21 protein-coding genes and 2 tRNA genes are annotated in these 25,511 nt (G+C 72.5%); 9 read left to right on the top strand and 14 right to left on the bottom strand.

Annotation, left to right across the window (positions count from 1 at the left end; translation table 11 throughout):
• Positions 1-784, bottom strand: a 784-nt coding sequence (locus HOY81_RS23765) for a polyketide synthase (protein ID WP_237322730.1), incomplete at its 3' end; no start/stop codon positions are given.
• Between the two features lie 607 nt (positions 785-1,391).
• On the opposite strand from HOY81_RS23765, the gene HOY81_RS23760 reads away from it, so the two are divergent.
• Together HOY81_RS23760 and HOY81_RS23755 are read left to right on the top strand one after the other, a co-directional pair.
• Positions 1,392-2,339 (top strand): hypothetical protein, encoded by a 948-nt coding sequence (locus HOY81_RS23760; RefSeq protein WP_237322729.1) that lies wholly within the window; start codon positions 1,392-1,394, stop codon positions 2,337-2,339.
• Between the two features lie 11 nt (positions 2,340-2,350).
• Positions 2,351-3,298 (top strand): hypothetical protein, encoded by a 948-nt coding sequence (locus HOY81_RS23755; RefSeq protein ID WP_237322728.1) that lies wholly within the window; start codon positions 2,351-2,353, stop codon positions 3,296-3,298.
• A 163-nt stretch (positions 3,299-3,461) separates the two neighbouring features.
• Here HOY81_RS23755 and clpX read toward each other — a convergent pair whose 3' ends face one another.
• The 5 genes from clpX to HOY81_RS23730 all read right to left on the bottom strand — a co-directional run bounded on the left by clpX (position 3,462) and on the right by HOY81_RS23730 (position 8,282).
• Positions 3,462-4,748 (bottom strand): ATP-dependent Clp protease ATP-binding subunit ClpX, encoded by a 1,287-nt coding sequence (gene clpX, locus HOY81_RS23750; RefSeq protein ID WP_237322727.1) that lies wholly within the window; start codon positions 4,746-4,748, stop codon positions 3,462-3,464.
• Positions 4,749-4,879: 131 nt separating this feature from the next.
• Entirely contained in the window at positions 4,880-5,545 is a 666-nt protein-coding gene (locus tag HOY81_RS23745) for an ATP-dependent Clp protease proteolytic subunit (protein ID WP_237322726.1), read from the bottom strand.
• 58 nt (positions 5,546-5,603) lie between these two features.
• Positions 5,604-6,209 (bottom strand): ATP-dependent Clp protease proteolytic subunit, encoded by a 606-nt coding sequence (locus HOY81_RS23740; RefSeq protein WP_237322732.1) that lies wholly within the window; start codon positions 6,207-6,209, stop codon positions 5,604-5,606.
• Between the two features lie 454 nt (positions 6,210-6,663).
• A complete protein-coding gene (gene tig / locus HOY81_RS23735) occupies positions 6,664-8,088 on the bottom strand; it encodes a trigger factor (protein ID WP_237322725.1) in 1,425 nt (474 codons plus the stop codon).
• Positions 8,089-8,205: 117 nt separating this feature from the next.
• A tRNA-Pro gene (locus HOY81_RS23730) sits at positions 8,206-8,282 on the bottom strand.
• A 217-nt stretch (positions 8,283-8,499) separates the two neighbouring features.
• Here HOY81_RS23730 and HOY81_RS23725 point away from each other — a divergent pair.
• Positions 8,500-8,570 (top strand) — tRNA-Gly (locus HOY81_RS23725).
• A gap of 52 nt (positions 8,571-8,622) precedes the next feature.
• Here HOY81_RS23725 and HOY81_RS23720 read toward each other — a convergent pair.
• The gene (locus HOY81_RS23720) at positions 8,623-8,817 is read right to left on the bottom strand and encodes a hypothetical protein (RefSeq protein ID WP_237322724.1); all 195 of its coding nucleotides are present in this window, start codon (positions 8,815-8,817) and stop codon (positions 8,623-8,625) included.
• Positions 8,818-9,313: 496 nt separating this feature from the next.
• Here HOY81_RS23720 and HOY81_RS23715 point away from each other — a divergent pair, with 496 nt between their 5' ends.
• Positions 9,314-10,576 (top strand): acyltransferase family protein, encoded by a 1,263-nt coding sequence (locus tag HOY81_RS23715; RefSeq protein ID WP_237322723.1) that lies wholly within the window; start codon positions 9,314-9,316, stop codon positions 10,574-10,576.
• 36 nt (positions 10,577-10,612) lie between these two features.
• Here the strand turns inward: HOY81_RS23715 and HOY81_RS23710 are convergent, their stop codons facing one another.
• Positions 10,613-11,776, bottom strand: a complete 1,164-nt coding sequence (locus HOY81_RS23710; protein ID WP_237322722.1) for a PP2C family protein-serine/threonine phosphatase — start codon at positions 11,774-11,776, stop codon at positions 10,613-10,615.
• A gap of 119 nt (positions 11,777-11,895) precedes the next feature.
• Between HOY81_RS23710 and HOY81_RS23705 the strand changes: the two genes are divergently transcribed.
• Positions 11,896-13,134 (top strand): GNAT family N-acetyltransferase, encoded by a 1,239-nt coding sequence (locus tag HOY81_RS23705; protein WP_237322721.1) that lies wholly within the window; start codon positions 11,896-11,898, stop codon positions 13,132-13,134.
• A gap of 112 nt (positions 13,135-13,246) precedes the next feature.
• Here the strand turns inward: HOY81_RS23705 and HOY81_RS23700 are convergent, their stop codons facing one another.
• From HOY81_RS23700 to HOY81_RS23685, 3 genes are all read right to left on the bottom strand, one after another.
• Positions 13,247-14,056 (bottom strand): Fpg/Nei family DNA glycosylase, encoded by an 810-nt coding sequence (locus HOY81_RS23700; RefSeq protein ID WP_237322720.1) that lies wholly within the window; start codon positions 14,054-14,056, stop codon positions 13,247-13,249.
• Positions 14,057-14,138: 82 nt separating this feature from the next.
• Positions 14,139-14,630: a ribose-5-phosphate isomerase gene (locus tag HOY81_RS23690; protein ID WP_237322719.1), complete on the bottom strand. Its 492-nt coding sequence runs from the start codon at positions 14,628-14,630 to the stop codon at positions 14,139-14,141.
• 74 nt (positions 14,631-14,704) lie between these two features.
• Positions 14,705-15,301: a biotin transporter BioY gene (locus HOY81_RS23685; RefSeq protein ID WP_237322718.1), complete on the bottom strand. Its 597-nt coding sequence runs from the start codon at positions 15,299-15,301 to the stop codon at positions 14,705-14,707.
• Positions 15,302-15,698: 397 nt separating this feature from the next.
• Here HOY81_RS23685 and HOY81_RS23680 point away from each other — a divergent pair, with 397 nt between their 5' ends.
• Together HOY81_RS23680 and HOY81_RS23675 are read left to right on the top strand one after the other, a co-directional pair.
• Positions 15,699-17,093, top strand: a complete 1,395-nt coding sequence (locus tag HOY81_RS23680) for an amino acid permease (RefSeq protein WP_237322731.1) — start codon at positions 15,699-15,701, stop codon at positions 17,091-17,093.
• A gap of 196 nt (positions 17,094-17,289) precedes the next feature.
• Positions 17,290-17,931: a superoxide dismutase gene (locus HOY81_RS23675; protein WP_237322717.1), complete on the top strand. Its 642-nt coding sequence runs from the start codon at positions 17,290-17,292 to the stop codon at positions 17,929-17,931.
• Positions 17,932-18,068: 137 nt separating this feature from the next.
• On the opposite strand, the gene HOY81_RS23670 is transcribed toward HOY81_RS23675, so the two are convergent.
• A complete protein-coding gene (locus tag HOY81_RS23670) occupies positions 18,069-18,698 on the bottom strand; it encodes a DsbA family protein (RefSeq protein ID WP_237322716.1) in 630 nt (209 codons plus the stop codon).
• Positions 18,699-18,859: 161 nt separating this feature from the next.
• Here HOY81_RS23670 and pepN point away from each other — a divergent pair, with 161 nt between their 5' ends.
• Both pepN and HOY81_RS23660 read left to right on the top strand, forming a co-directional pair.
• Positions 18,860-21,481, top strand: coding sequence for an aminopeptidase N (pepN, locus tag HOY81_RS23665; protein WP_237322715.1), 2,622 nt, complete (start codon positions 18,860-18,862; stop codon positions 21,479-21,481).
• Positions 21,482-21,629: 148 nt separating this feature from the next.
• On the top strand, positions 21,630-22,712 hold the full coding sequence (locus HOY81_RS23660) for a hypothetical protein (RefSeq protein WP_237322714.1): 1,083 nt from the start codon (positions 21,630-21,632) through the stop codon (positions 22,710-22,712).
• Here HOY81_RS23660 and HOY81_RS23655 read toward each other — a convergent pair.
• Together HOY81_RS23655 and HOY81_RS23650 are read right to left on the bottom strand one after the other, a co-directional pair.
• Positions 22,597-23,859, bottom strand: a complete 1,263-nt coding sequence (locus HOY81_RS23655) for a serine hydrolase (RefSeq protein WP_237322713.1) — start codon at positions 23,857-23,859, stop codon at positions 22,597-22,599. The genes HOY81_RS23660 and HOY81_RS23655 overlap by 116 nt on opposite strands.
• Before the next feature lie 84 nt (positions 23,860-23,943).
• Positions 23,944-25,511 (bottom strand): TIGR03767 family metallophosphoesterase (locus HOY81_RS23650; RefSeq protein ID WP_237322712.1); only part of this gene is annotated, 1,568 nt, incomplete at its 5' end.

Below are 25,511 nucleotides of genomic sequence, written 5' to 3'. Positions count from 1 at the left end.
CCGCGGCGACCGCGTCCTCCCAGCGCTTCAGCACCACCACACCCGCACCACTGCCCATCACCACACCGGCGGCCTCGTTGTCGAAAGCCCGGCAGTGCCCGTCACGGGAAGCGATGCCACCCTTCTGGAAGAGATATCCGGTGCGCTGGGGGATCTGCACCGACACACCACCGGCCAGGGCCGTGTCGCACTCGGCGCAGAGCAGCGCCTGGCACGCCTGGTGCAGGGCGACCAGCGAGGTGGAACACGCGGTCTGCACCGTCATCGCGGGCCCCGTCAGCCCCAGCTTGTACGCCACCCGCGTCGCCAGGAAGTCCGCACCGTTGCCGAGCTGTGTCGGAAGCTCGGCGATCAGGTGCGCCGCGTCCGGGTTGCCGGCGAGATGACTGAGCAGGTAGGTGGACGGAGAGGCTCCGGCCCAGATGCCGGCCCGCCCCTCCATCCGGCCGGGCGCACAGCCCGCGTCCTCCAGCGCCTCCCACGCCGTCTCCAGCAGGATCCGCTGCTGCGGATCCGTCAGCTCCGCCTCCCGCGCACTGACATCGAAGAAATCCGCGTCGAACCGGTCCCAGTCCGCCAGCACCGCCTTCGCCGGCACATACTCCGGACGACGGAAGACCTCCGGCAACACCCCCTCCGCCTCGAGCTCCTCCTCCGAGAAGAACGACACCGACTCCACACCGTTCCGCACGTTCTCCCAGAACGACCGCGCATCGGCCGCCCCCGGAAAACGCCCCGCCATACCGACGACCGCCACCGCACCGTCGAATTGGTCCGCACCCATGGCAGTTCCCCCTTGAAGAGCAAGATGTCGAGTGAAAACCGCCTCGGTCAGGGCGCGTCAGGGCAGCAAGAAGCCTGTGATACGACAGAGAACAGAGGCAGCGGTTTTCCGCAGAAGTATCGGCTACGGGTCAGGCCGCACAGTCCACAAGGCAGGACGTACGCAGCAGGAAGACGAGCGGGAAAGAATCCACGGCGTCCGGAGAGGTCACGTCGCCGCAGCGCCCGAAGAGCATGGCAGAGCCGTCTTCATCTCACATTCCCCCTTGCAGCACCGACACGGCAGCCGGTACTACTTCACTCGGAGCGTCGGTCGCACGCCCACCGTGTTCGTTGATCAGTTCCCATACTTGGCGTTCCAACTGCTCGCGTCAAGCCCCGATGTGATGTTCGCAGCGCACAGCCACGGAGGTCCTCCTGCCCTGCGGCGGGCGGGCGCCGGATGCCGGCCTCCGCTCCGGCTCACCCGGAGAACCGGACCCTCACCGTCCGGTCTCAGATGTCATGGTCCGGAATCGGTTCTGCCCCCGGTGCAGCGCCGGGGCGCCCGGTCCGTCAGGATGGCGGTGCGCGTTCATGCACATGTTCAACGGGAGGGGAAGCGCACCATGAGTCACAGCCAGCCGCCACCGGGTCCGTACGGACCCCAGCCCGGTCCCTATGGTGCCCCTCCCCCGCAGCAGCCGCAGGGCGGCGCGCCGGGCCAGCCCGGCTACGGCTACCCGCAGCAGCAGCCCGCGGGCCAGCCGGGATACGGCTACCCGCAGCAACCCGGCCAGCCCTACGGGCAACAGCCCTACGGACAACAGCCGTACGGCCAGCAGCCCTACGGACAACCCGGCATGCCCGCGCCCCCGCAGAACGGCGGCGGCAAGGGCAAGACCATCGGCATCGTCGCCGGCGCCCTCGTCGCCGTCGGCGCCGTCATCGGCGGCGTCCTGGTCTTCACCAGCGGGGGTGACGGCGGTGGTGGCGAGGTGGCGCCGTACCGGATCGCGCCGCCGGAGGAGGTGCTCGGCGGGGAGTACACCAAGGGGTCCGACGGCCCCACCGACGAGCAGGACCTCGCCGACGACGAGGACGCGAAGAAGATCGGTGTCGAGAACGGCACCGGCGCCGGCGCCGCGTACCAGAACACCGAGAAGGAGACCATCCTGCTCAACGGGGTCTACGGCGACGTCGCCGACCCCCGGGCCTCCAGCGACCGGCTCTGGGAGGAGATCCACCGGAGCCAGGAGGAGAGCGCCGAGACCGTCGACGACTACCGCGTCGAGACGGTGGCGGAGCGGCAGGAGTACTCCCCGGACGGCTTCGACGGCACATCCCTGACGTGCGAGACGAAGCGCCAGACCGGGGAGATCGCGGGCACGGCGATCGACATCGCCTTCGCCACCTGCATCTGGACGGACAGTTCGGCCGTCGGGATCGTGCAGCACCGCGGTGCGCCGCCCGGGCCCGGCGGCGGAGGCAGCTACGGCGACCCGATGGACCAGAGCCGGCTCGCCGAGGAGACGGCGAAGATCCGCGACGCCGCTCGCGAAGAGATCAAGGAGTAGTGACGGGGACCATGAGCCACAACCAGCCGCCGCCCGGACCCTACGGGCAGCAGCCCCCGCAGCCGGGGCCCTACGGACAGCCTCCTCAGCAGCCGGGCGGCGCGCCCGGCTACGGCTACCCGCAGCAGCAGCCCGCGGGCCAGCCGGGATACGGCTACCCGCAGCAGCCGGGCCAGCCCGGCCAGCCCTACGGGCAGAGCCCCTACGGACAACAGCCGTACGGCCAGCAGCCCTACGGACAGCCCGGCATGCCCGCGCCCCCGCAGAACGGCGGCGGCAAGGGCAAGACCATCGGCATCGTCGCCGGCGCCCTCGTCGCCGTCGGCGCCGTCATCGGCGGCGTCCTGGTCTTCACCAGCGGGGGCGGCGGTCCGGACATCGCCGACGACGGCCCGCACAAGCTGGTCGCCCAGGACACCGTCGCCGGGGAGTACGAGAAGCAGCCGGGCTCCGACGAGGACGACATGACGGACGAGGACCTCCGGGAGCTGGAGGGGTTCGGCGTCCAGAACCCGGAGAAGGCCGGCGCGACCTACCAGGCCGGCGAGGCCGCCACCGCGAAGCATCTCAACTTCTCCGGCGTCTGGGGCGAGATCGAGGACCCGGAGGCCGTGCTGGACGCCGCCTTCGCCAAGATCGCCCAGGAGGCGGCCGAAGATCCGGAGACGGACAACGGCGGCAAGGCGGAGCTGGTGGGCGATCCCGAGGAGCAGAGCCCCGAGGAGCTCGACGGCGCCGTGATGAAGTGTCAGACGGCCAAGTTCACCCCGCCGGCGAGCTCGGACACGCCGGTGAAGGAGTTCACCCTGCCGATCTGCATGTGGGCCGACCACAGCACCCTGGCGTGGGTGGGCGTCACCGACGTGGCCTCGGCGCTGACCGGCGGGGGCATGTCCCTGGAGGACGCGGCCGTCACCACGGCCAAGGTGCGGCAGGACACCCGGGTGAAGGTCGGCTGACACCTCCACCCGTGCCTTTCCCGGCGCCGCCCCGCGGCGCCGGAAGGCACAGCGCCGCCCCGCGGCGCCGGAAGGCACAGCGCCGCCCCGCGGCGCCGGAAGGCACACGAAGGGGGCGCCCGGCATATCGCCGGGCGCCCCCTTCGTTGCGTACGGGTGCGGGTCAGGCCGACTTCTCGTGGCGCTCCCGGTCGGTGCCCCGGTGCCGCGGCACCAGTGTCGGATTGACGTTCGAGTGAACGACCTCCTCGGTGATGACGACGCGCTCCACGTCCTTGCGGGACGGGACCTCGTACATCACCGACATCAGGACCTCCTCCATGATGGCCCGCAGACCGCGCGCCCCGGTGCCGCGCAGAATGGCCTGGTCCGCGATGGCCTCCAGGGCGGGCCGGTCGAAGTCCAGCTCGACGCCGTCCAGTTCGAACAGTCGCTGATACTGCTTCACCAGGGCGTTGCGCGGTTCCAGCAGGATCTGCAGCAGCGCCTCGCGGTCGAGGTTGTGCACGCTGGTGAGGACCGGCAGCCGGCCGATGAACTCCGGGATCATCCCGAACTTCACCAGGTCCTCGGGCATCACGTCCTCGAACTGGTTCCGCGCCTCCAGCTCCCGCTTGGAGCGGATGTCCGCACCGAACCCGATGCCCTTGGCGCCCGCCCGGGACTCGATGATCTTCTCCAGTCCGGCGAACGCCCCGCCCACGATGAACAGCACGTTCGTCGTGTCGATCTGGATGAACTCCTGGTGCGGGTGCTTTCTGCCGCCCTGCGGCGGCACGGAGGCGGTGGTGCCCTCCAGGATCTTCAGCAGTGCCTGCTGCACGCCCTCGCCGGAGACGTCGCGGGTGATCGACGGGTTCTCGCTCTTCCGGGCGACCTTGTCGATCTCGTCGATGTAGATGATCCCGGTCTCGGCCTTCTTCACGTCGTAGTCGGCCGCCTGGATCAGCTTGAGCAGGATGTTCTCGACGTCCTCACCCACATAGCCCGCCTCGGTCAGCGCGGTGGCGTCCGCGATGGCGAAGGGGACGTTCAGCATCCGGGCGAGCGTCTGGGCCAGCAGGGTCTTGCCGGAGCCGGTGGGGCCGAGCAGCAGGATGTTCGACTTGGCCAGTTCGATGCCGTCGTCCCGGCCCTGGGCGCTGCCGTTCTCACCCGCCTGGACGCGCTTGTAGTGGTTGTAGACCGCGACCGAGAGGGCCTTCTTGGCGGCCTCCTGGCCGACCACGTACCCCTCGAGGAACTCGTAGATCTCCCGCGGCTTGGGCAGGTCGTCCCAGCGCACCTCGGAGGACTCGGCGAGCTCCTCCTCGATGATCTCGTTGCAGAGGTCGATGCACTCGTCGCAGATATAGACACCTGGCCCCGCGATGAGCTTCTTCACCTGCTTCTGGCTCTTGCCGCAGAACGAGCACTTGAGCAGATCGCCGCCATCACCGATGCGTGCCACGAGGTGCTTCCCCTTCGCCTGGGATCCGCCGGCTCCGGCGGACCGAGGTACGTGCACTCCGACGGTACCTTGCCGGGCCGCCGAATTGGGCCCCCCTTGGACCGACTGAGGCCCAAGGGGGGCATGGGAATTCAGACCGTCATCCCCACGGAGGTCTTGCGGGTGGAGACGATCTGGTCGATCAGCCCGTACTCGAGGGACTCCTCGGCGGTGAGGATCTTGTCCCGCTCGATGTCGTCGCGGATCTGCTCCACCTCCTTGGTGGAGTGCTTGGCCAGCAGCTCCTCGAGCTGGGTCCGCATCCGCTGGACCTCCTTGGCCGCGATCTCCAGGTCGGAGACCTGGCCCCGCCCGGTCTCGGTGTACGGCTGGTGGATGAGGATGCGCGCGTTCGGCAGCGCCATCCGCTTGCCGGGAGTGCCGGCCGCCAGCAGCACGGCCGCGGCGGAGGCCGCCTGGCCCATGCAGACCGTCTGGATGTCGGGCTTCACGAACTGCATCGTGTCGTAGATGGCGGTGAGCGCCGTGAAGGACCCGCCGGGGCTGTTGATGTAGACCGAGATGTCACGGTCCGGGTCCATCGACTCCAGGCAGAGGAGCTGGGCCATGACGTCGTTGGCCGAGGCGTCGTCGATCTGCACCCCGAGGAAGATCACCCGCTCCTCGAAGAGCTTGGCGTACGGGTCGTACTCGCGCACGCCCTGGGAGGTGCGCTCCACGAAGCGGGGGACGACGTAGCGGGCGTCGGGCGACGGCCCGTCGTAGCGCGCCTGGGAAGTACCGGGAAGGCTGGTCATCGGAGTGTACTCCTGGTGAGGATGTGGCTGCGGTCGGTGGCTGCGGACTCGGCGGGGCTCACGCGCCCGTACCGCCGCCGCCCGGAACCTGGGCCGCGGAGCCGTACACCTCGTCGATCAGGCCGTAGTCCTTGGCCTCCTGGGCGGTGAACCAGCGGTCGCGGTCGGCGTCCCGGGTCCACTGCTCGACGGTCTGGCCGGTGTGCAGGGCCGAGAGCTCCGCCATCTTCCGCTTGGTCCGGAGCAGCTGCTCGGCGTGGATCTTGATGTCCGAGGCGGAGCCGGCGAGTCCCGCGGAGGGCTGGTGGATGAGGATCTCGGCGTTCGGCAGGGCGAAGCGCTTGCCCTGCGTGCCCGCGCTCAGCAGGAACTGGCCCATGGAGGCCGCGAGCCCCATGGCGATGGTCACCACGTCGTTCTTGATGTACTGCATGGTGTCGTAGATCGCCATGCCGGCCGGGATGGAGCCGCCGGGGCTGTTGATGTAGAGGTAGATGTCCTTGTCCGGGTCGGCCGCGAGGAGCAGGAGCTGGGCGGTGATCCGGTTGGCGATCTCGTCGTCGACCGGCTGGCCGAGGAAGATGATCCGCTCGTTGAGCAGTCGGTTGTAGACCTGGTCGCCGAGACCACCACCGAAGTTGGGCTCAGCGGCGGCAGAAGGCATCGGAAGCGTCACGTGTCCACCTGCTCGTATCCGGACGGCTGCGACTCGGCGAGGCCGTCACTGCGTCGTCTTACGGGCCCGGGCGCGCTCCGGGCCGGCCGCCCGTCGTGCGGGGCGGGCGGGTCCGGGGGCACGCCTGCCCTCGTATCTATGGACCCTAACGCGCTGGTCGGCGGGCGCCATCCCGCATCCGGAACTGTTCGCTGTGAGCGCATGGGCTCCGCGCGCGGGCGTCCCGCCCGGTCAGCGACGGTGCCCGGTGCGGACGGGGCGGGAGACCACCGCGGGGTCCGCCGTTCGGGTGCCCCGCCGACCGGGTGGAAACCGTCCGCGCAGGGGCGGTCCCGCCACCGGGCGGGGCGGCCCGGGCCGGCGGGACCGGCCCGGGAGGTGCGACGGGCCCGGACGCACGGCGTCCGGGCCCGGCCACGGGGTGTGCGGGGCGTGCGAGGGGTCAGCCCTCGGACTTCTCGGGCTTCTCGTCCGCCGTCGCCTCGGCGCCCTCGGCGGGCTGCTCCGCGGCCTCGGCCTCGCCGCCCTCCGCGGTCACCGTCTCGGCGGTCTCGTCCTCCTCGTCGAGCTCGACGACCTCGCCGTTGGTGTCCTTCACGGTGGCCGCCTCGACGACCACCGCGAGCGCCTTGCCGCGGGCGACCTCGCCGACGAGCATCGGCACCTGGCCGCCCTCGACGACGGCCTGGGCGAACTGGTCGGGGCTCATGCCGGAGGACTGCGCACGGCGCATCAGGTGCTCGGTGAGCTCCTCCTGGCTGACGTTGAGCTTCTCCTTGTTGACCAGCTCGTCGAGGACGAACTGCGTCCGGATGCCCTTCTCCGCCTGCTCCTTGAGCTCGGCGTCGAAGTCCTCCTCGGACTTGTCCTGCATCTTGAGGTAGGTGGCGAGGTCGATGCCCATCTGCGAGAGCTGGTGGTTGACCAGGTTGTGCTTGCGGGTGTTGACCTCGTCCTCGAGCAGCTTCTCCGGGACGGGGATCTCGACCAGCTTGATCAGCTCGTCGAGCACCTTCTCCTGCGCCTCGGTGGCCTGCTCGTACTTCTTGGACTGGGCGAGCCGCTTGCGGCTGTCCTCGCGCATCTCCTCCAGCGTGTCGAACTCGCTGGCGAGCTGGGCGAAGTCGTCGTCCAGCTCGGGCAGCTCCCGGGTGGAGACGGTCTGGACGTCGACCTTGACCTCGGCCTCCCGGCCGGCCGCGGAGCCGCCCTTGAGCTCGGAGGTGAAGGTGGTGGAGCCGCCGGCCTCCAGGCCGGTGACCGCCTCGTCGATGCCGTCCAGCAGCTCGCCGGAGCCGATGGTGTAGTCCACCCCCTGGGCGACGCCGTCCTCCAGGACCTCGCCGTCGACCTTGGCCTCCAGGTCGAGCTTCACGACGTCACCCTCGGCGGCCGGACGCTCCACCACGGTGGTGGAGGCGAAGCGCTCCCGGAGCTGCTCCACGGCCTTGTCGACGTCCTCCTCGGAGACCTCGGCGGCCTCGACGGTGACCTCGATGCCGGAGTAGTCCGGGATCTCGATGGCGGGGCGTACGTCCACCTCGGCGGTGAAGGCCAGCAGCTCGTTGTCCTTGAGCTCGGTGATGTCGACCTCGGGCTGGCCGAGCGGGTTGAGCTCGCCCTCCTCGACGGCGGACTGGTAGAGCTTCGGAAGCGCGTCGTTGACGGCCTCCTCCAGCACCGCACCGCGGCCGAAGCGCTGGTCGATCACCCGGGCCGGGACCTTGCCCTTGCGGAAGCCGGGCACCGTGACCTGCTGGTTGATCTTCTTGTACGCCGCGTCGAGGCTGGTCTTGAGCTCCTCGAAGGGCACCTCGACAGTGAGCCGAACCCGGGTGGGGTTCAGGGTCTCCACGGCGCTCTTCACGGTCGGTCTCCTTGGGGCTGACTGCTGGGGTCTGCTGAAAGTGTTCGTGTAGGGGCGCCCCGTATGCGACACGGAAATGCGGACACGACACAGGCACGCACGTTGTTCCATGGTACGTGGTCGGGGTGGCCGGATTCGAACCGACGACCTTCCGCTCCCAAAGCGGACGCGCTACCAAGCTGCGCCACACCCCGCCGGTGCGACACGTAGCGTACATGCCGTACGATGCAGACCGTGCCGCAGTGAACACGGCGGACGGCAGGCCACGGCCGTATCATGCGGTCGGACGAGCGTGACGTCCGGCCGGCGGCACGCTCCCGGCTTCGGCCTCCCACGCCGGCCCGGCATCCGTGACGGGCCGGTCACGGCGGGTGCGAGCGCCGGGCCTGATGCGCCGTGCGCGGCGTACATGCGGGCGTAGCTCAATGGTAGAGCCCTGGTCTTCCAAACCAGCTACGCGGGTTCGATTCCCGTCGCCCGCTCTCCGACGGCCGCAGGGCCCGTCCCCTTCCGCGGGGCGGGCCCTGCGGCCTGTCAGATGCTGATGTCGTTGATCGTGCGCAGCACGGACTCCAGGAAGCGGTTGATGGAGGGCGCCATCCCGCTCGCTGCGAGGAAGAAGCCGAAGAGCGCCGCGACGATGGCGGGGCCCGGCTTTATGGAGCCGCCTCTGATCATCACCACCAGGACGATGGCCAGCAGCAGCACCACGGACAGCGAAAGCTCCACACCGATCACACCCTTGGTCGTCGCACCTCACCCGGCAGGGAAGCCGCCCCGCTCCCCGTCGGCACCATCGTGCCACCAACTCCGCGCCCGTTGGAGCCGGGTGACGCGCGATCGGGCCACATCACACCGGTCGGCCACCCCGGGGAGAACGGCGCAGAACGGTCGCCGGGACCGCTCGGGAATCGGCACCCCGTCAATTCGCCAGCGGATTCGCCGATTGCCTCGGAAGGGTCATTCCCGGAGTGGCCCGGAACACACCCCGAGGAATTCCGGGGATCTTTCACAGGCCGCCCACAGGAGGGCCACGGGCGTCGTACGGACGGCACAACAGGGACCGCGAAGCCCGTCATTCCTCACCAAAACGGTCACCCGGAAGGTCGTTCAGGGGAGGCCCTCCCGCGAGTTCTCCACATTCCCGCGGACGCCCGTCCGGTGATCCGCGCAATCTCCGAGCAGGAATTTTCGTTATCCCCGGGCGAACGCTATGGTGCGGCAGATGTTGCACGCTCGTTATGAGCGGGCCCCGCTCCCGCCGGCCCGCCCGGACACCCCCACGTCGCAGTCTCCCCCCACATCCGCGGAGCCGCCGGCCCCGCGCGGCGGCGGGTCCGGGGCGAAGCAACGCGATCCCTTCTTCGACAACGCCAAGTACCTGACGATCCTGCTGGTGGGGCTCGGGCACGCATGGGAGCCGCTGCGCAGCGAGAGCCGGACGGCGGAGGCGCTGTACTACGTCGTCTACACCTTCCACATGCCGGCGTTCATCCTCATCTCCGGCTATCTGTCCCGCAGCTTCACCGGCAGGCCCGGGCAGATCAAGCGGCTGATCACCGGCATCGCGGTCCCGTACCTGATCTTCGAGATCACCTACACCTTCTTCATGCGCTGGGCCGACAACCCGGACCGGGACTTCAGCCTCCACCGGCCGGGGTTCGCGCTCTGGTTCCTCGTCGCGCTCTTCATCTGGCGGCTGACCACCCCGCTCTGGCAGCGGATGCGCTGGCCGCTGCCCGTCGCCCTGGCCATCGGCCTGGCGGCCGGCGTCACCGAGAACATCAGCGGCGACCTGAACCTCATGCGGGTGCTGCAGTTCCTGCCGTTCTTCGTGCTCGGGCTCCAGCTCCGGCCGGTCCACTTCGAGCAGGTCAGGAGCCGGGCCCTGCGGATCGCCGCGGTGCCGGTCGGGGCCGCGGCGCTGCTCTTCGCCTACTGGGCGGTCCCGCGCATGGACAAGAACTGGTTCCTGCACACCCGTCCCGCCTCCGAGATGGGCGTGCCGTCCTGGGTGGGCGGGACGATGTACCTGGCGCTGTTCGGCTGCGCCCTGGTCCTCACCGCCTGCTTCTTCGCCTGGGTGCCGCGGCGGCAGCGCTGGTTCACGGCGCTGGGCGCCGGGACGCTGTACGCGTATCTGCTGCACGTCTACCCCATCAAGGCCTCGCGGGAGTTCGGCTGGTACGAGATGGCGTGGGTCGACCACCCGCTGAGCCGGGTGGCCGTCACGCTCCTGGCGGCGGTGATGATGACCGCGCTGTGCACCGCGCCGGTGCAGCGGCTGTTCCGGTTCGCGATGGAGCCCAGGATGGACTGGTTCTTCCGTCCGGACCCGGAAGACCGTGCCCGCACCGGCGCCCCCGCGGGCGCCGGCCCGCGGCCCGCACCCGCCGGGAGGGAGGGCGCACCCGACGGCCACGGCGGCCCGGAGGGCGTGCACGCCGTACGGGAACGGGACACCGCGGGCCGTGGGTCCTGCGGCTAGCGCCGGTGCGCCCGCCGTGCCCACCGGGCGCACCGGCTAGTCCCGGGAGATCACCAGCAGCGCGCGGTCGTCGTTGACGTCCCTGGCGACGGCCTCGATCAGGTGCCAGGCCGCGCCGTGGAAGCCGCCCAGCACGAAGCGGTCCGCCTCGCCGGTGAGCCGGTCCATGCCGTCGCCGAGTTCCCGCTCCGGGGTCTCGACCAGGCCGTCGGTGAAGAGCATCAGCACGTCACCGGGGCGCAGGGTGCCCTTCACCGGGTCGAAGGCGGCACCGTCGTAGACGCCGAGCAGCGGCCCCTCGGCGGCCTTCTCCTCCCACTCGCCCGAGCCGGCGCCCCGCTGGAGCGCGGGCACGTGCCCGGCCGAGTAGAGCTCGTAGTCGCCGGAGTCCAGGTCCAGCACGAGGTGCACCGAGGTGGCGAAGCCCTCCTCCCAGTCCTGGCGGAGCAGATAGCCGTTGGCTGCCGGGAGGAAGGCGTGCGGCGGCAGGCTGCCGAGCAGGCCCCCGAAGGCACCGGAGAGCAGCAGCGCCCGGGAGCCCGCGTCCATCCCCTTGCCGGAGACGTCGGTCAGCACGACCTCCAGGATCCGCCCGCCCGGCCCGGTGCGGGCGGCTATGACGAAGTCGCCGGAGAAGGACTGGCCGCCTGCCGGGCGCAGCGCCATCTCGCGGTGCCAGCCGGGCGGCAGGGGCGGCAGCTTGCTCTGCACCCGGATGCGTTCGCGCAGGTCGAAGAGCATGGTGCCGCCACGCCGCCAGGGCACGCCGACCCGGCTGCGGAACTGCGCGACGAGCAGCCCGGAGAGCCCCACGGCGGCGACCGTGAGAATGGTGCCGGGTGTGATGCGTCCCTCTCCGTTCGGCCACGGGTCCAGCAGCGCCGCCTCCACCATCAGGGCCACCCCCGCGGCGGTGTAGAGCGCCAGCAGGCTGGCGGGCCGCAGCAGCAGCCCGCCCGCGAGGATGGGGAGCACCAGGGACTCGGGCGCGGCCCAGAGCGGTTGCACCACGGTGGCGACGGTGAGCGCCGGGACGCTGAGCAGCAGTGCGGTGAGGGCGAGCCAGTCGGAGCCCCCGCCGCGGAAGTAGTCCACGGCGGAGCGGCGCACCCCGGTCCGGGCCCGGTGCCAGGACTTCTGCGCCCGGAGCCACCAGGCCGCCGGTGCCAAGGGTGTGCCACCCGTGCGACGTGCCCTCATGGCCTGGGACCTTAGCGATCCCGCCGGTGGCGCGTCGATTCCCGGAGTCCCGTACGGAGGTTCGGCGGGGCGCACGAAAAGCATTCGCGTGCGCGTGGCGCACTTGATAGGCATGCCGCATGACCCTCGATCTGCGTGTGCTGCACCGGTCCGACCTTGACGCGTGGTTCGGCGTGCTGGGGACGGCGTTCGGCGGGGCGCTCCAGGCCCCGGAGGAGCGGGACAAGTGGCGTGCGCTGTGTGAGCCGGCGCGCTCGATCGGCGCCTGGGACGGCTCCGAGGCGGTCGGCACGGCGGGGGCGTTCAGCTTCCGTATGACCGTGCCGGGCGGCGCGGCGGTGCCCACGGCCGGGGTGACGATGGTGAGTGTGAAGCCGACGCACCGGCGGCGCGGGATCCTGCGGGCGATGATGCGCCGGCAGCTCGACGACGTGCGTTCCTGGGGCGAGCCGCTCGCCGTGCTGACGGCCTCGGAGCCGGTGATCTACGGGCGGTTCGGGTACGGCGTGGCGGCCGAGCAGCTCACCGCGCGGGTGGACACCGCGGTGATGCGGCCGGTCCTGCCGCAGGGCGCGGACGCGCTGCGGATCCGTCTGGTGGACCCTCTCGCCCCGGAGGTGCGGCGCGCCTGCGAGGAGTTGTACGCCCGCCGGGTGCCGCTGCGCCCGGGCATGCTGGAGCGGCGCCCGGGGTGGGAGCGGGTCCCGGTGCACGACCCCGAGTCCTCCCGGGAGGGGGCCTCGCCGATGTACTGCGCCCTGGCTGAGCGGGACGGTGAACTACGCGGGTATGTGCGGTATGCGGTGCGCCCGGACTGGGACGCCGCGGGCAGCCCGGCCGGCGAGGTGCTGCTGCGGGACCTGGAGGCGCTGGACCCCGCCGCACACGGCGCGCTCTACGACTATCTCTTCGGGCTGGACCTGACCTCCCGGCTGCGGATCGGCAACCGCCCGGTGGACGACCCGTTGCTGCATCTCGTCCCGGACGTGCGGCGCTGCGAGGTCCGGGTGCGCGACGGCCTCCATCTGCGACTGGTCGACGTCGGCGCGGCGCTGTCGGCGCGGGCCTATGCCGCCCCCGTGGACGTGGTGCTGGAGGTGTCGGACCCCTTCTGCCCGTGGAACGAGGGGCGCTGGCGGCTCTCCGGCGGTCCGGGCGGCGCCTCCTGTGAACGGACCCGGGACGAAGCGGAGCTGGCGCTCTCGGTGCGGGAGCTGGCCGCGGCCTTTCTGGGCGGCACCTCGCTCTCGGCGCTGGCGGCGGCCGGCCGGGTGCGGGAGCTGCGGCCGGGGGCGCTGACGGAGACCGCGGTGGCGTTCCGCGGCGAGGTGGCGCCCTGGCTGCCGCACGGCTTCTGAGCGTTCCGGCCACCACCCGGTGTTCCGGAGCGTTGCCGGGACGCACGGCTGCGTCGCCGGCACCGGACGCGCGGAGCTCCGCGCCCGGGCGCGGAGCGGAGGGCGGGCCGCGTCAACGGCTCTGGCAGCCGGGGCACCAGAAGAGGTTGCGGGCGGCGAGATCGGCGGTGCGGATCTCGCCGCCACAGATGTGGCACGGTTGTGCGGCACGCCGGTAGACGTACACCTCACCCCCGTGGTCGTCCACCCGCGGCGGGCGGCCCATCACCTCGGGGGTGTGCTCGGGCCTGACGGTGTCGATCCGGCCCAGCCGGACGCCCTCCCGCATCAGGGCGGCCAGGTCGGCCCAGAGGGCGTCCCACTCGTGCCGGGCGAGTTCCCGGCCCGGCCGGTACGGGTCGATGCCGTGCCGGAAGAGCACCTCCGCGCGGTAGACGTTACCCACGCCGGCGACGACCTTCTGGTCCATCAGCAGCGCCGCGACGGGCGTTCTGCTGCGGGAGATCCGGGCCCAGGCGCGCTCCGGGTCGGCGTCGGCACGGAGCGGGTCGGGGCCGAGCCGGGCGGCGACGGCCCTCACCTCGTCGTCGGTGAGCAGTTCGCAGCGGGTGGGGCCGCGCAGGTCGGCGTAGGTCTCCGGGGTGGCCAGGCGCAGCCGTACCTGCCCGACCGGTGCGGGGGCCGGGCCGGTGCCGAAGCGGAAGGTGCCGTACAGGCCCAGGTGGATGTGGACCCGGCCGGTGCCGCCGAAGGCGAGGAAGAGGTGCTTGCCGTGCGCGTCGGCGCCCGTCATCGGCTGTCCGTCCAGCAGGGCGGCTCCGTCGGAGAACTTGCCCTGCGGGCTGGTGGCGCGCGGGGCGGCGCCGGCGAAGGCGCGGGCGCAGTCCGCGGCGAGGCGGTGGATGGTGTGCCCCTCGGGCATGCTTCCTCAGTCGTACGGGGTGAGCCGGCCGGGACACGCCGCGGGCGGGGCGCGGCGGCCGGTGCGGCGGAGGGAACGCCGGTCAGTCGTCCTGCTGGGGGTGGTGCGGCGGGACGGGCGGCAGCTTCCCGGTGATCTCGTACGCGGCGAGCATGTCGATGCGCCGGACGTGCCGCTCGTCCCCGGAGAAGGGGGTGTCGAGGAAGGTCTGCAGATACGTCTCCGCCTCGCCGGTGGTGTGCATCCGGGCGCCGATGCTCACCACGTTGGCGTTGTTGTGCTCGCGGGCGAGGGAGGCGGTCTCCCGGCTCCAGACCAGGGCGCAGCGGACGCCCTTGACCTTGTTGGCGGCCATCTGCTCGCCGTTGCCGGAGCCGCCGATGACGATGCCGAGGGACTCGGTGTCGGCGGCCGTGCGCTCGGCGGCACGCAGGCAGAAGGGCGGGTAGTCGTCCTGGGCGTCGTAGAGGTGCGGCCCGCAGTCGACGGGCTCGTGGCCCGCGGCCTCCAGCCAGGCGACCAGGTGGTTCTTGAGTTCGTAGCCCGCGTGATCGGAGCCGAGGTAGACGCGCATGCGCGCAGTCTAGCCACGCGCCGTGAGCCGCCGGCGGCGCGGGCCGCCCCGCGCCGCCGGTGGCCGGGCAGGGGTCAGCGGCGGCCGGTGAGACGCCAGGCGGCCGGGAGCGCGGCCATGGCCAGGGCGGCCTTGAGGGCGTCGCCGATCAGGAACGGCACCAGTCCGGCGGCGAGGGCCTCACCGGCCGTCATCCCGGTGGCCAGGGCCAGGTAGGGCACGCCGACGGCGTAGATCACCGCCGTGCCGGCGGCCATCGTCCCGGCGGTGCGCAGTGCGCCGCGGTCCCCGCCGCGGCGGGCCAGGGCACCGGTGACCGTGGCGGCCAGCAGCATGCCGAGGATGTAGCCGAACGAGGGCATCGCGGCGCCCGACGCGCCCTCGGAGAACCACGGCACGCCGGCCACCCCGGCGACCGCGTAGACCGCCAGGGACAGGAAGCCGCGCCGGGCGCCCAGCGAGGTGCCGACGAGCAGCGCGGCGAAGGTCTGCCCGGTGACGGGCACGGGGGAGCCGGGCACCGGCACCGAGAGCTGCGCGGCGAGGCCGGTCAGCGCGGCGCCGCCGAGCACGAGGGCGGCGTCGCGGGCCCGGGCGCGGCCGGCGGTGGTGGCCGGCAGGGCGTCGGCGAGGACGGCTCCGGGGCGGACGGTGGTGGCGGTACTGCTCATGACGGGGAGAACTCCGGTACGTAGGCACGGATGAACGGACTGTTCGACGCTAGCCCACACCGGGGGCTCCACCCGCGTGACGTTGGTGACACCGCGGCCCGCGGGCGCCGGTGGGGTCCGTACAGTGCCGGGTGACTGCGGAGTGTGAAGAACGTGTCCGGATGATGGAACGTGATCACCGGCTATTGAAGTCCCGGGAGAGTCTGCGGAGACTGTCCCGGTTGGAATGATCAGCTCCGCTGTCCCCTTCCGTCCCCCCGCACACCCCCCAACGCACCAAGGAACGGGCTCCCCCCTCATGACCGCTACGGAACAGACTCCGGCCGGAGACGCGGCCGGCGCGCCCCCCGCCGGCGACGGCCACCTCGGTCACGGCCTCAAGCAGCGCCATCTGTCCATGATCGCGCTCGGCGGCGTCATCGGTGCGGGTCTCTTCGTCGGCTCCGGTGCCGGGATCGCGGCCGCCGGTCCGTCCATCGTGCTGGCGTTCGCGGCCTCCGGGCTGCTGGTGATGCTGGTGATGCGCATGCTCGGCGAGATGTCGGCGGCGTACCCCTCCTCGGGCTCCTTCTCCGTGCACGCCGAGCGGGCCATCGGCCCGTGGGCGGGCTTCACCTCGGGCTGGATCTTCTGGATCCTGCTCTGCGTGGCGATCGCCGCCGAGGGCATCGGTGCCGCCGAGATCATGACGGGCTGGCTGCCCGGCACCGAGCCGTGGATGTGGGTCGCCCTCTTCATGCTGGTCTTCTGCGGCACCAACCTCGCCCAGGTGCGGAACTTCGGCGAGTACGAGTTCTGGTTCGCCGCGCTCAAGGTCGCCGCGATCACGGCGTTCCTGGTCCTGGGGGTGCTGGCGATCCTGGGGCTGCTGCCCGGCACGGACGCCCCGGGGACGGACAACCTCACCGGCCGCGGCGGTTTCCTGCCCAACGGCACCGAGGGCCTGATCGTCGGACTGCTCGCCTCCGTCTTCGCCTACGGCGGGCTGGAGACGGTCACCATCGCCGCCGCCGAGTCGGAGAACCCGGTGCGCGGCGTCGCCAAGGCGGTCCGCACGGCCATGTGGCGGATCGGGGTCTTCTACGTCGGCTCGATGGCCGTGATCGTCACCCTGGTGCCGTGGGACGCGAAGGACGTGGCCTCCGGCCCCTACGCGGCGGCGCTGGACACCCTGGGCATCCCGGCCGCGGCCGAGGTGATGAACGTCGTCGTGCTGGTGGCGCTGCTGTCCGCGATGAACGCCAACATCTACGGCGCCTCCCGGATGTCCTACTCGCTGGTGGCACGCGGCGAGGGCCCGGCCCTGCTGGGCAAGGTCTCCGGGGGCGTGCCGCGCCGCGCCGTGCTGGCCTCCTCCGCCTTCGGCTTCTTCGCCGTACTGCTGAGCTACTGGTGGCCGGAGACCGTCTTCACCTGGCTGCTGAACATGGTCGGCGCCGCCGTGCTGGTGGTGTGGGGCTTCATCGCCGTGTCCCAGCTCCTGACCCGGCGCCGGCTGGAGCGTGAGGCCCCGGACCGGCTGGTGGTGCGGATGTGGGCCTACCCGGTCCTCACCTGGCTCGCGCTGGCGGGCATGGCCGGCGTGCTGCTGCTGATGCTGCGGGAGGGCGACACCCGCACCCAGCTCGCCTTCACCGGCGGGCTGACGCTGGCGCTGGCGGTCACGGGCCTGGTGCGCCAGAAGTTGCCGGCGTCCCGGCGCGCGGCGGACGGCACCGAGCCCGCCGGGGAGGACCGTCCCGCCGGCTCCGCCGACGAGGAGGAGGCCGGCGACTCCACGGCGGCCGACTGAGTCCGGCTGCGTCCGGCTGAGTCCGCCGAATCCGGCTGAACCGGCGCCGGCGCTCCTCCCCACGCACACCACCGCGGGGCGGTCCCTCACCGAGGGGCCGCCCCGCAGGCGTGTGCGACGTGCCGCGCCCGTCCTCCCACTTGCTGGTAGCGTCCTCTTGCAAGTAATTTGCAATTAGCTCGGGAGGGAAACAAGCATGGCGACCTACGCACTGCCGGAGCTTCCGTACGACTACGCGGCGCTGGAGCCGGTGATCAGCGGCGAGATCGTCGAGCTGCACCACGACAAGCACCACGCCGCGTACGTGAAGGGGGCCAACGACACCCTCGAGCAGCTCGAGGAGGCCCGCGCGAAGGACCAGTGGGGCTCCGTCAACGGCCTGCAGAAGAACCTGGCCTTCCACCTCTCCGGGCACATCCTGCACAGCATCTACTGGCAGAACATGACCGGTGACGGCGGCGGCGAGCCGCTGGAGAAGGACGGCACCGGGGAGCTGGCGGACGCCATCGCCGAGTCCTTCGGCAGCTTCGCCCGCTTCCGCGCGCAGCTCTCCAGGGCTGCGGCGACCACCCAGGGCTCCGGCTGGGGCGTACTGGCATACGAGCCGGTCAGCGGCCGGCTGATCGTCGAGCAGGTCTACGACCACCAGGGGAACGTCGGCCAGGGCTCGGTGCCGCTCCTGGTCTTCGACGCCTGGGAGCACGCCTTCTACCTGCAGTACCGCAACCAGAAGGTGGACTTCGTCGAGGCCATGTGGCGCGTCGTCAACTGGCAGGACGTGGCCGCCCGCCACCGCGCCGCGAAGGAGCGGGCGCACACCCTGCTGCTGGCGCCCTGAGAGCAGGCACCCTCCGTCGGGTGCGCGACCCCTGCCCTCGTGATCGTCTTCTCACCGTTCACCGGGCAGTGGGGAAGGGGGCGGCCCCGGTGTGGGCGTGACACACCGGGGCCGTCCCGCATCGTGGGCGCGGGCGCTCAGTCGAACTGCGGCGCTGCCGCGCGGGTCCGCTTGATCTCGTAGAAGCCGGGCGTGGAGGCCACCATCAGGGTGCCGTCCCACAGCCGGGCCGCCGCCTCCCCCTTGGGCGCGGGGGTGACCACGGGCCCGAAGAAGGCGATCTGCTCCCCGTCCGCGCCGGGCACCGCGATGACCGGGGTGCCGACGTCCTGGCCGACCTTCTCGATGCCCTCCCGGTGCGAGGCCCGGAGCTCGGCGTCGTACGCGTCCGAGCCGGCGGCGTCCGCGAGCTCGGCCGGCAGCCCGGCCTCCTCCAGGGCCGCGACCAGGGTGGCGTGGTCCTGCTCGGCACCCTCGTTGTGGAAGCGGGTGCCCAGCGCGGTGTACAGCGGGCCGAGCACCTCGCTGCCGTGCTTCTGCTCGGCGGCGATGCACACCCGCACCGGGCCCCAGGCGGCCTCCAGCATCTCGCGGTACTCCGCGGGGAGCTCGTCGAGCTTGTCCTCGTTGAGCACCGCCAGGCTCATCACGTGCCAGCGGACCTCCACGTCGCGCACCTTCTCCACTTCCAGCATCCAGCGGGAGGTGAGCCAGGCCCAGGGACATTTCGGGTCGAACCAGAAATCCACCGGGGTCTTGTCCGTCATGTGTCCTTCTCTCCTCGATCGTCCCGTGCAGCGGGCGGTGCGGTCGTCACCCCGGGCAACCCGTGCACCGGCCGTGTCCATTCCCGGATGTGGCGGGCTTCCGCCGCATGCGATGATCCCCGGTGTCCGGTGTTCGGTATGCGAGACAAGGGAGTCACGACGTGCCCGGTGAGAATCTGACCCGCGACGAGGCGCGGCAGCGGGCGAGGCTGCTGGCCGTGGACGGGTACGACGTGGCGCTGGACGTGCGCTCCGCCCTCGACGCGCCGCCGGCCGACGGCGTGCGCACCTTCCGGTCCACCACCACGATCCGCTTCCGCTGCGCCGAGCCGGGCGCCGCCACCTTCGTGGACCTGGTCGCCCCGGAGGTGCTCTCGGCCACCCTGAACGGCCGCCCGCTCAACCCGGACACCGACTTCGACGGCTCCCGCCTCGCCCTGCCCGGACTCGCCGCGGAGAACGAGCTGACGGTGGACGCCCGCTGCGCGTACAGCCGCACCGGCGAGGGACTGCACCACTTCCTGGACCCGGAGGACGGCGAGGCGTACCTCTACACCCAGTACGAGCCGGCCGACGCCCGCCGGGTGTTCGCCACCTTCGAGCAGCCCGACCTGAAGGCGCCCTTCACCTTCACCGTCACCGCCCCCGCCCACTGGACGGTGCTGAGCAACGCCGCCCAGGACGGCGCGGAGGAGTCGCTGGCCGACGGTGCGGCGGTGTGGCGGTTCCGGCCCACCCAGCCGATCTCCACCTACATCACCGCCGTGGTGGCCGGTCCGTACCACCACGTCACGGACCACTACCGGCGGACGCTGCCGGACGGCGGCACGCTGGAGATCCCGCTGGGCGCCCTCTGCCGCAAGGGCCTGGCCAAGCACTTCGACGCCGACGACGTCTTCCGGATCACCAAGCAGGGCCTGGATTTCTTCCACGACCACTTCGACTTCCCCTACCCCTTCGGGAAGTACGACCAGGCGTTCGTCCCCGAGTACAACCTGGGCGCCATGGAGAACCCCGGCTGCGTGACCTTCCGGGAGGAGTTCGTCTTCCGCGGGAAGGTGACCGAGGCCTCCTACGAGGGCCGGGCCAACGTCATCCTGCACGAGATGGCCCACATGTGGTTCGGCGACCTGGTCACCATGGAGTGGTGGGACGACCTGTGGCTGAAGGAGTCCTTCGCCGACTTCATGGGCGCCCTCTCGCTGGTGGAGTCCACCCGCTTCCGGGACGGCTGGATCACCTTCGCCAACCGGCGCAAGTCCTGGGCGTACCGCGCGGACCAGCTCCCCTCCACCCACCCGGTCACCGCCGACATCCGGGACCTGGAGGACGCCAAGCTCAACTTCGACGGCATCACCTACGCCAAGGGCGCCTCGGTGCTGAAGCAGCTCGTCGCCTACGTCGGCCGGGACGCCTTCCTGGAAGGCGCGCGGCGCTACTTCCAGCGGCACGCCTGGGGCAACACCCGGCTGGAGGACCTGCTGTCGGTGCTGGCGGAGACCTCGGGCCGGGACATGGCCGAGTGGTCCCGCGCCTGGCTGCAGACCGCGGGGGTGAACGCGCTCACACCCGAGGCCCGCTACGGCGCCGACGGCCGGCTCGCCGAGCTGGCCGTGGTGCAGGAGGCGCCCGCGGAGCACCCGGTACTGCGCCCGCACCGGATCGCCGTCGGCCTCTACCGGCGGGACGGGAGCGGCGCGCTGACCCGGTACGCCCGGGCGGAGACCGACGTGCGCGGCGCCCGCACCGTGGTGCCGGAGCTGGCCGGGGCGGAGCGGCCCGAGCTGATCCTGCTGAACGACGAGGACCTGACGTACTGCAAGATCCGCCTCGACGACGGGTCACTGGCCACGCTCCGCGCCCATCTGGGCGCGATGACCGACCCGCTGGCGAGGGCGCTGTGCTGGTCGGCACTGTGGAACCTGACCCGGGACGCGCTGCTGCCGGCCCGCGACTTCCTCGCCCTGGTGCTGCGCTTCGCCGGGGACGAGAGCGATGTCGGCGTGCTCCAGATGCTGCACGCCTGGGCCCGCTCGGCGCTGGTGCACTACACCGCCCCCGGGCACCGGGAGGAGGCCGGGCGGCTGCTGGGCGAGGGGGCGCTGCGCCTGCTGCGGGCGGCGGAGCCGGGCAGCGGCCACCAGCTCGCCTGGGCGCGGTTCTTCGCCGCCGTCGCCGACGGCGAGGAGGAGCTGCGGCTGCTGGAGGGCCTGCTGGCCGGCACCGAGCGGATCGAGGGCCTGGAGGTGGACCAGGAGCTGCGCTGGGCGCTGCTGGAGCCGCTGGCCGCGCACGGCCGGGCCGGGGCACCGGAGCTGGCGGCCGAGCTGGACCGGGACGACACCGCCTCCGGCAAGCGGCACCAGGTGCGGTGCCTGGCCGCCCGCCCGTCGGCGGAGGTCAAGGAGCGAGCCTGGGAGTCCGTGGTGGAGTCGGACCGGCTGTCGAACGCCCTGGTCGACGCCACCCTCGCCGGTTTCGCGCAGCCCGGGCAGCGACAGCTCACGGCGCCGTTCGCACCGCGGTACTTCGAGGTGATCGAGGGGGTGTGGAAGGCCCGTTCGATCGAGATCGCGATGTCGGTGGTCCGCGGCCTGTTCCCCGCGTTCCAGAGCGACCGGGCGACGCTGGACGCCACCGACGCGTGGCTGGCCGAGCACCCGGACGCGCCGCCCGCGCTGCGCCGGCTGGTGCTGGAGGCGCGGGACGACCTGGCCCGCGCGCTGCGCGGCCAGGAGTGCGACGCCCGGGCCGGCTCCGCGGCGGGGCCGCCCGCCGGATGACCACGGCGGCCGGAGGCACCGGCCGGGGCCGTACGGGTGAGACTGATCGGCCGTCGAACATCCGTACTTTAGGACGGGCTTGTCCGGGTTCGTCGACAGCCGTGTCACAGCGGTTAGCCCGGCCGAGGGCGGCGGGAATCGCGGGATCATGACGCACGACGCCCCCCTCTCCCCCCGCCCGCTCAGCCACCTCACCGACGCCCGCCCGCGGGTGCTGACCGCCCGGGCGCTGCGCGCGCACGGCGTCTCCGCCGCGGAGGCCGACGAGCGCTGCCGCCCCGGAGGCCCCTGGCAGATGCTGCTGCCGGGGGTCTTCCTGCTCCACCCGGGACCGCCCACCAGCGAGGACCGGCTGCACGCCGCGCTGCTCTACGCGGAACGGCGGCACACGCTCCCCGCTCAGGGCTGCGCCGGGCAGGCGCCCGGCGGGCCCGGGCAGGCGCCTGGCCCGGAGGCCGTGCTCACCGGCCTGGCCGCGCTCGCCCTCCGCGGCTTCGCCGCCACCCCGCCGCTGCCCGCGCTCGACCCCATCGACGTGCTGGTGCCGCGCACCCGGCGGCTGCGCTCGGTCGGCGGCGTCCGCATCCTGCGCACCCGTACGCTGCCGGAACCCCACGAGGTCGCCACGATCACCACGGTCGCCGGGGCCGCCGGGCTGCCGGTGGCTCCCGTACCCCGGGCGCTGGCCGACGCGCTGGCCCGGCCGGACCGCGCCGTCGAGCCGCGGCGGCTGCTCACCGAGGCGGTGCGCGGCGGGCACAGCGAGCCCGCCGCGGTCGTACGGGCCCTCGACGAGGCGGGGCTGCTCGGCCGGGCCGACGTGGCGGAGGCGGTCGGGGCGCTGCTGGCGGAGAGCCGCGCCCGGGCCGAGGGCCGCCTCTACGACCTGGTGCGCGCCGAGGGTCTGCCCGACCCCTGCTGGAACGTGGAACTCCGGCTGCCCGGCGGCCCTCCGCTGGGCGGGGTGGACGCGTACTGGCCGCAGGAGGCGGTGGCCGTGGAGATCGACTCCCGCGCCCCGGCCCGTCCGGGCGGGGCGGTCGAGGACCCGGAGTGGCGGCGGTACGCCCACCGGCGCGAGTCGCTGGAGCGGCTGGGCATCACCGTGGTCCACCTCACCCCGGCGAAGCTGTCCGCGTCGCCGGCGCAGCAGGCCGCCGTGGTGCGCACGGCGCTGATGGCCGCGGCCGACCGGGAGCCGCCGGCGTACGTGGTGGCGCTGCCCCGCTAGGGCCTGTCCGGCCCTGGCAGTACTCGGCCTCCAGCAGCTCGGTGTCCCGGTCCGCTGCCCAGTCGCCGTTGCGGTTGAAGACCGCGGTGTGCGTGCCGTCCCGGGTGGTCACCGCCGTGGTGCCGGACCCGTGGATGTCCCCGTCGTGGCCCCACACCCGGGTCCCGCAGGACAGCCGCAGCGACCACAGCCCGAGCCCGTAGCCCTCGAAGCGGGCCCGCCCGCCGGTGGGCACGGTGTCCGTCATCGCCGCGAGCTGCCGTGGCGGCAGCAGCCGCCCGCCCAGCAGCTCCCGGAGGAAGACCAGCAGATCGCCGGTGGTGGAGACCATCTCCCCGGCGGCGCCGGCCAGCGAGGGGTCCAGCCGGGTCACATCGACCGCCCGGCGCCCCGTTCCGCCGCCGGGCAGCGCGGAGTACGCCCGCCCGTGCCGCCCCCGGATGACCGGGGAGGTGCCCGGCAGCGTGGTACGGCGGAGTCCCAGCGGGCGCAGCACCCGCCGCTCGATCTCCGCCGCGTAGCCGCGCCCGGTCACCGCCTCCACGACCATCCCGGCGAGCACGTAGTTGGTGTTCGAGTAGGCCCAGCCCGTGCCGGGCGGGAAGAGCGGCGGGTGGCGCATCGCGCGGCGTACGAGCTCCCCGGGCCGGTGCGTCTCGTAACGGTGCGGCAGGAAACCGGGACCGAGCAGCCGGCGGTAGCCGGGATCGGCGGTGAAGTCGGCGACCCCGCTGGTGTGGTTGAGCAGCGCCCGCACGGTGATGCGGCGCCCGTCGTGCCCGTTCCCGCGGACCCTCCCGGGGAGCCAGCGCTCCACCGGGTCGTCCAGGTCCAGCCGGCCCTCCGCCTCGAGCTGGAGCAGCACGGTGGCGACGAAGGTCTTGGTGACGCTGCCGATCCGGAAGCGGTCGCCCGCCAGCCGCGGCCGTCCCGACGAGCGGTCCGCGACGCCGGAGGCGCCGTGCCACATGCCTCCGCCGTCCTCGGCCTGGCCCAGCACGCCGGGGACCCGCGCCTGCGCCACCAGCGCGTCCATCGCCCGCTGGGTCCCCGCGTGGCCGCGGTCGGCGGCGGAGGAGGAGGTGACGGAGAGCGCGAGCACGACGACGGCGGCCACCGGGCCCACGGCGGCGTTGCGGGGGGACATGTCCGCGGACGTTAGTGGATCTTGGCGTTCCGGTCGCCTGTCCGCGGCGGCGGTCCCGCAGGTCTGCACCGAACGGTCACCGCCTCACCGCTTGGGCAGCAGCAGCTCCGTGTTGCGGTCGCCGGGCTCGCCCGCGAGCGTACGGCGGCGGCCGGGCGCGTTGTGGGCCAGCTCGCGGTAGAGCGCGGCCAGCCCGGTCTGCGAGAGGTCGTCGTGGTCGGCGGAGTACGGCGCGGCGGACTCGACGAGGGTGGTGAAGAGGGAGAGCGTGCCGTCGCCGTTGTCGGTGAGCTCGATGGTGCGGGCGAGCTGCGGGAAGTCGATGTGGGAGGCGGTGGAGACCTCCCAGAAGGTGCCGTGCGGAGTGATCTCGTTCCGGTGGCTGTGCCCGTTGATCCAGGCCACCACCTGCGGGTTGCGGCGGAGCAGACCGGTCAGCTCCGCGCCGCCGTCCGGGGTGGTCCGGGAGGTGTGGTGGCTGAAGACCAGGACGTGCTCGTCCCGGTGTTCGGCCAGCCGGCGTTCCAGCCAGCGCAGTTGGGCCGCGCCGACGGCCCCCGTGTAGTGCCCGCCACGCCGGGTGGTGTCCAGGCTGACACCCACCACGTCGTCGGAGACCCGGAAGGTGTAGTAGAGCCGGTCCTCCGCGACGTTCGCCGCGGTATAGCCGTGGCCGGCCGGCCCGGGCCCGGTCCAGCGGGGGTCGAGGTGGGCCGCCACATACTCCTTCCGGGTGAAGGGCGCCCGGCGCTCGTCGGGGGTCACGCTGCGCATGTCCCGGGTGTGGGCGCGCAGGATCTCCTGGACCAGCTCGGCCCGCGGGTCGAGCCCCTTGCGCAGCCGCTCCCAGATACCGGCGCCCACGCTCGCCGGGAGCTCGAACAGCTTCCGTCCGCCGACCGCGAACTCCGCCAGCCACGGGTCGCCGCCCGCGTAGGCGCCGCCGGGCAGCACGTCGTGGTTGCCGACCGTGCCGTACCAGGGCAGCGCCAGACCGGGGCTGTGGACCTCCCGGATCGCGGCGTCCAGATAGCCCTCCAGCCGCGGGTAGCCGGCCTGCTTGTAGGCGTCGCGGAGGTCCGCGCCGGGCTGCCAGAACAGCTTCAGACCACTGTCCTGCACCCCCTCGTAGCCGCGCGGGTCGCCGGTGTTGGGGGAGACGCGGCCGCCGCTCATCGCGGTGAGGAACCACTCCAGCTCGGCGGTGCAGTTGTTGTCGGTGTTGTCGCCGGTGGTCATCACGAAGCCGAGCGGGGCGCCGGTGACCGGCCCGCCGCGCAGCGCGTTGACCCGCTCGATCAGGGCGACCGCCCCGGCCACCGACAGCGCCTCCTGCGGCCGCCACACGCTGTCACTGGCCGCCCGCAGGTACTCGTACCGCAGCGGGTGCTGCACGTCGACCACGTGCAGATCGGTGAAGTGCACGAACGCGGTGAGCGGGGTGCGCCGGCCGGCCCGGGATCTCCCGGCCCCGGCCAGGTCCTCCCGCACCACCCGCCGCCAGCCCGGGCCGGCACCGAGCCGCCGGTAGCCGCCGGTGCCCCGCGGGGTGGAGACCGCGGTCAGGGTCGTGCCGGCCGCGCTGGGCACGGCGGCGGGCAGGGCGTCGGGCCGGCGCACGGCGCGCATGGCCGGGGCGAGCCGGGGGGCGG

It is taken from the genome of Streptomyces sp. JJ36 (genome assembly GCF_021696945.1).
Lineage (GTDB): Bacteria > Actinomycetota > Actinomycetes > Streptomycetales > Streptomycetaceae > Streptomyces.
Note: the sequence above shows the minus strand (reverse complement) of the source record. Positions and strands in the feature narration are given on the sequence as shown.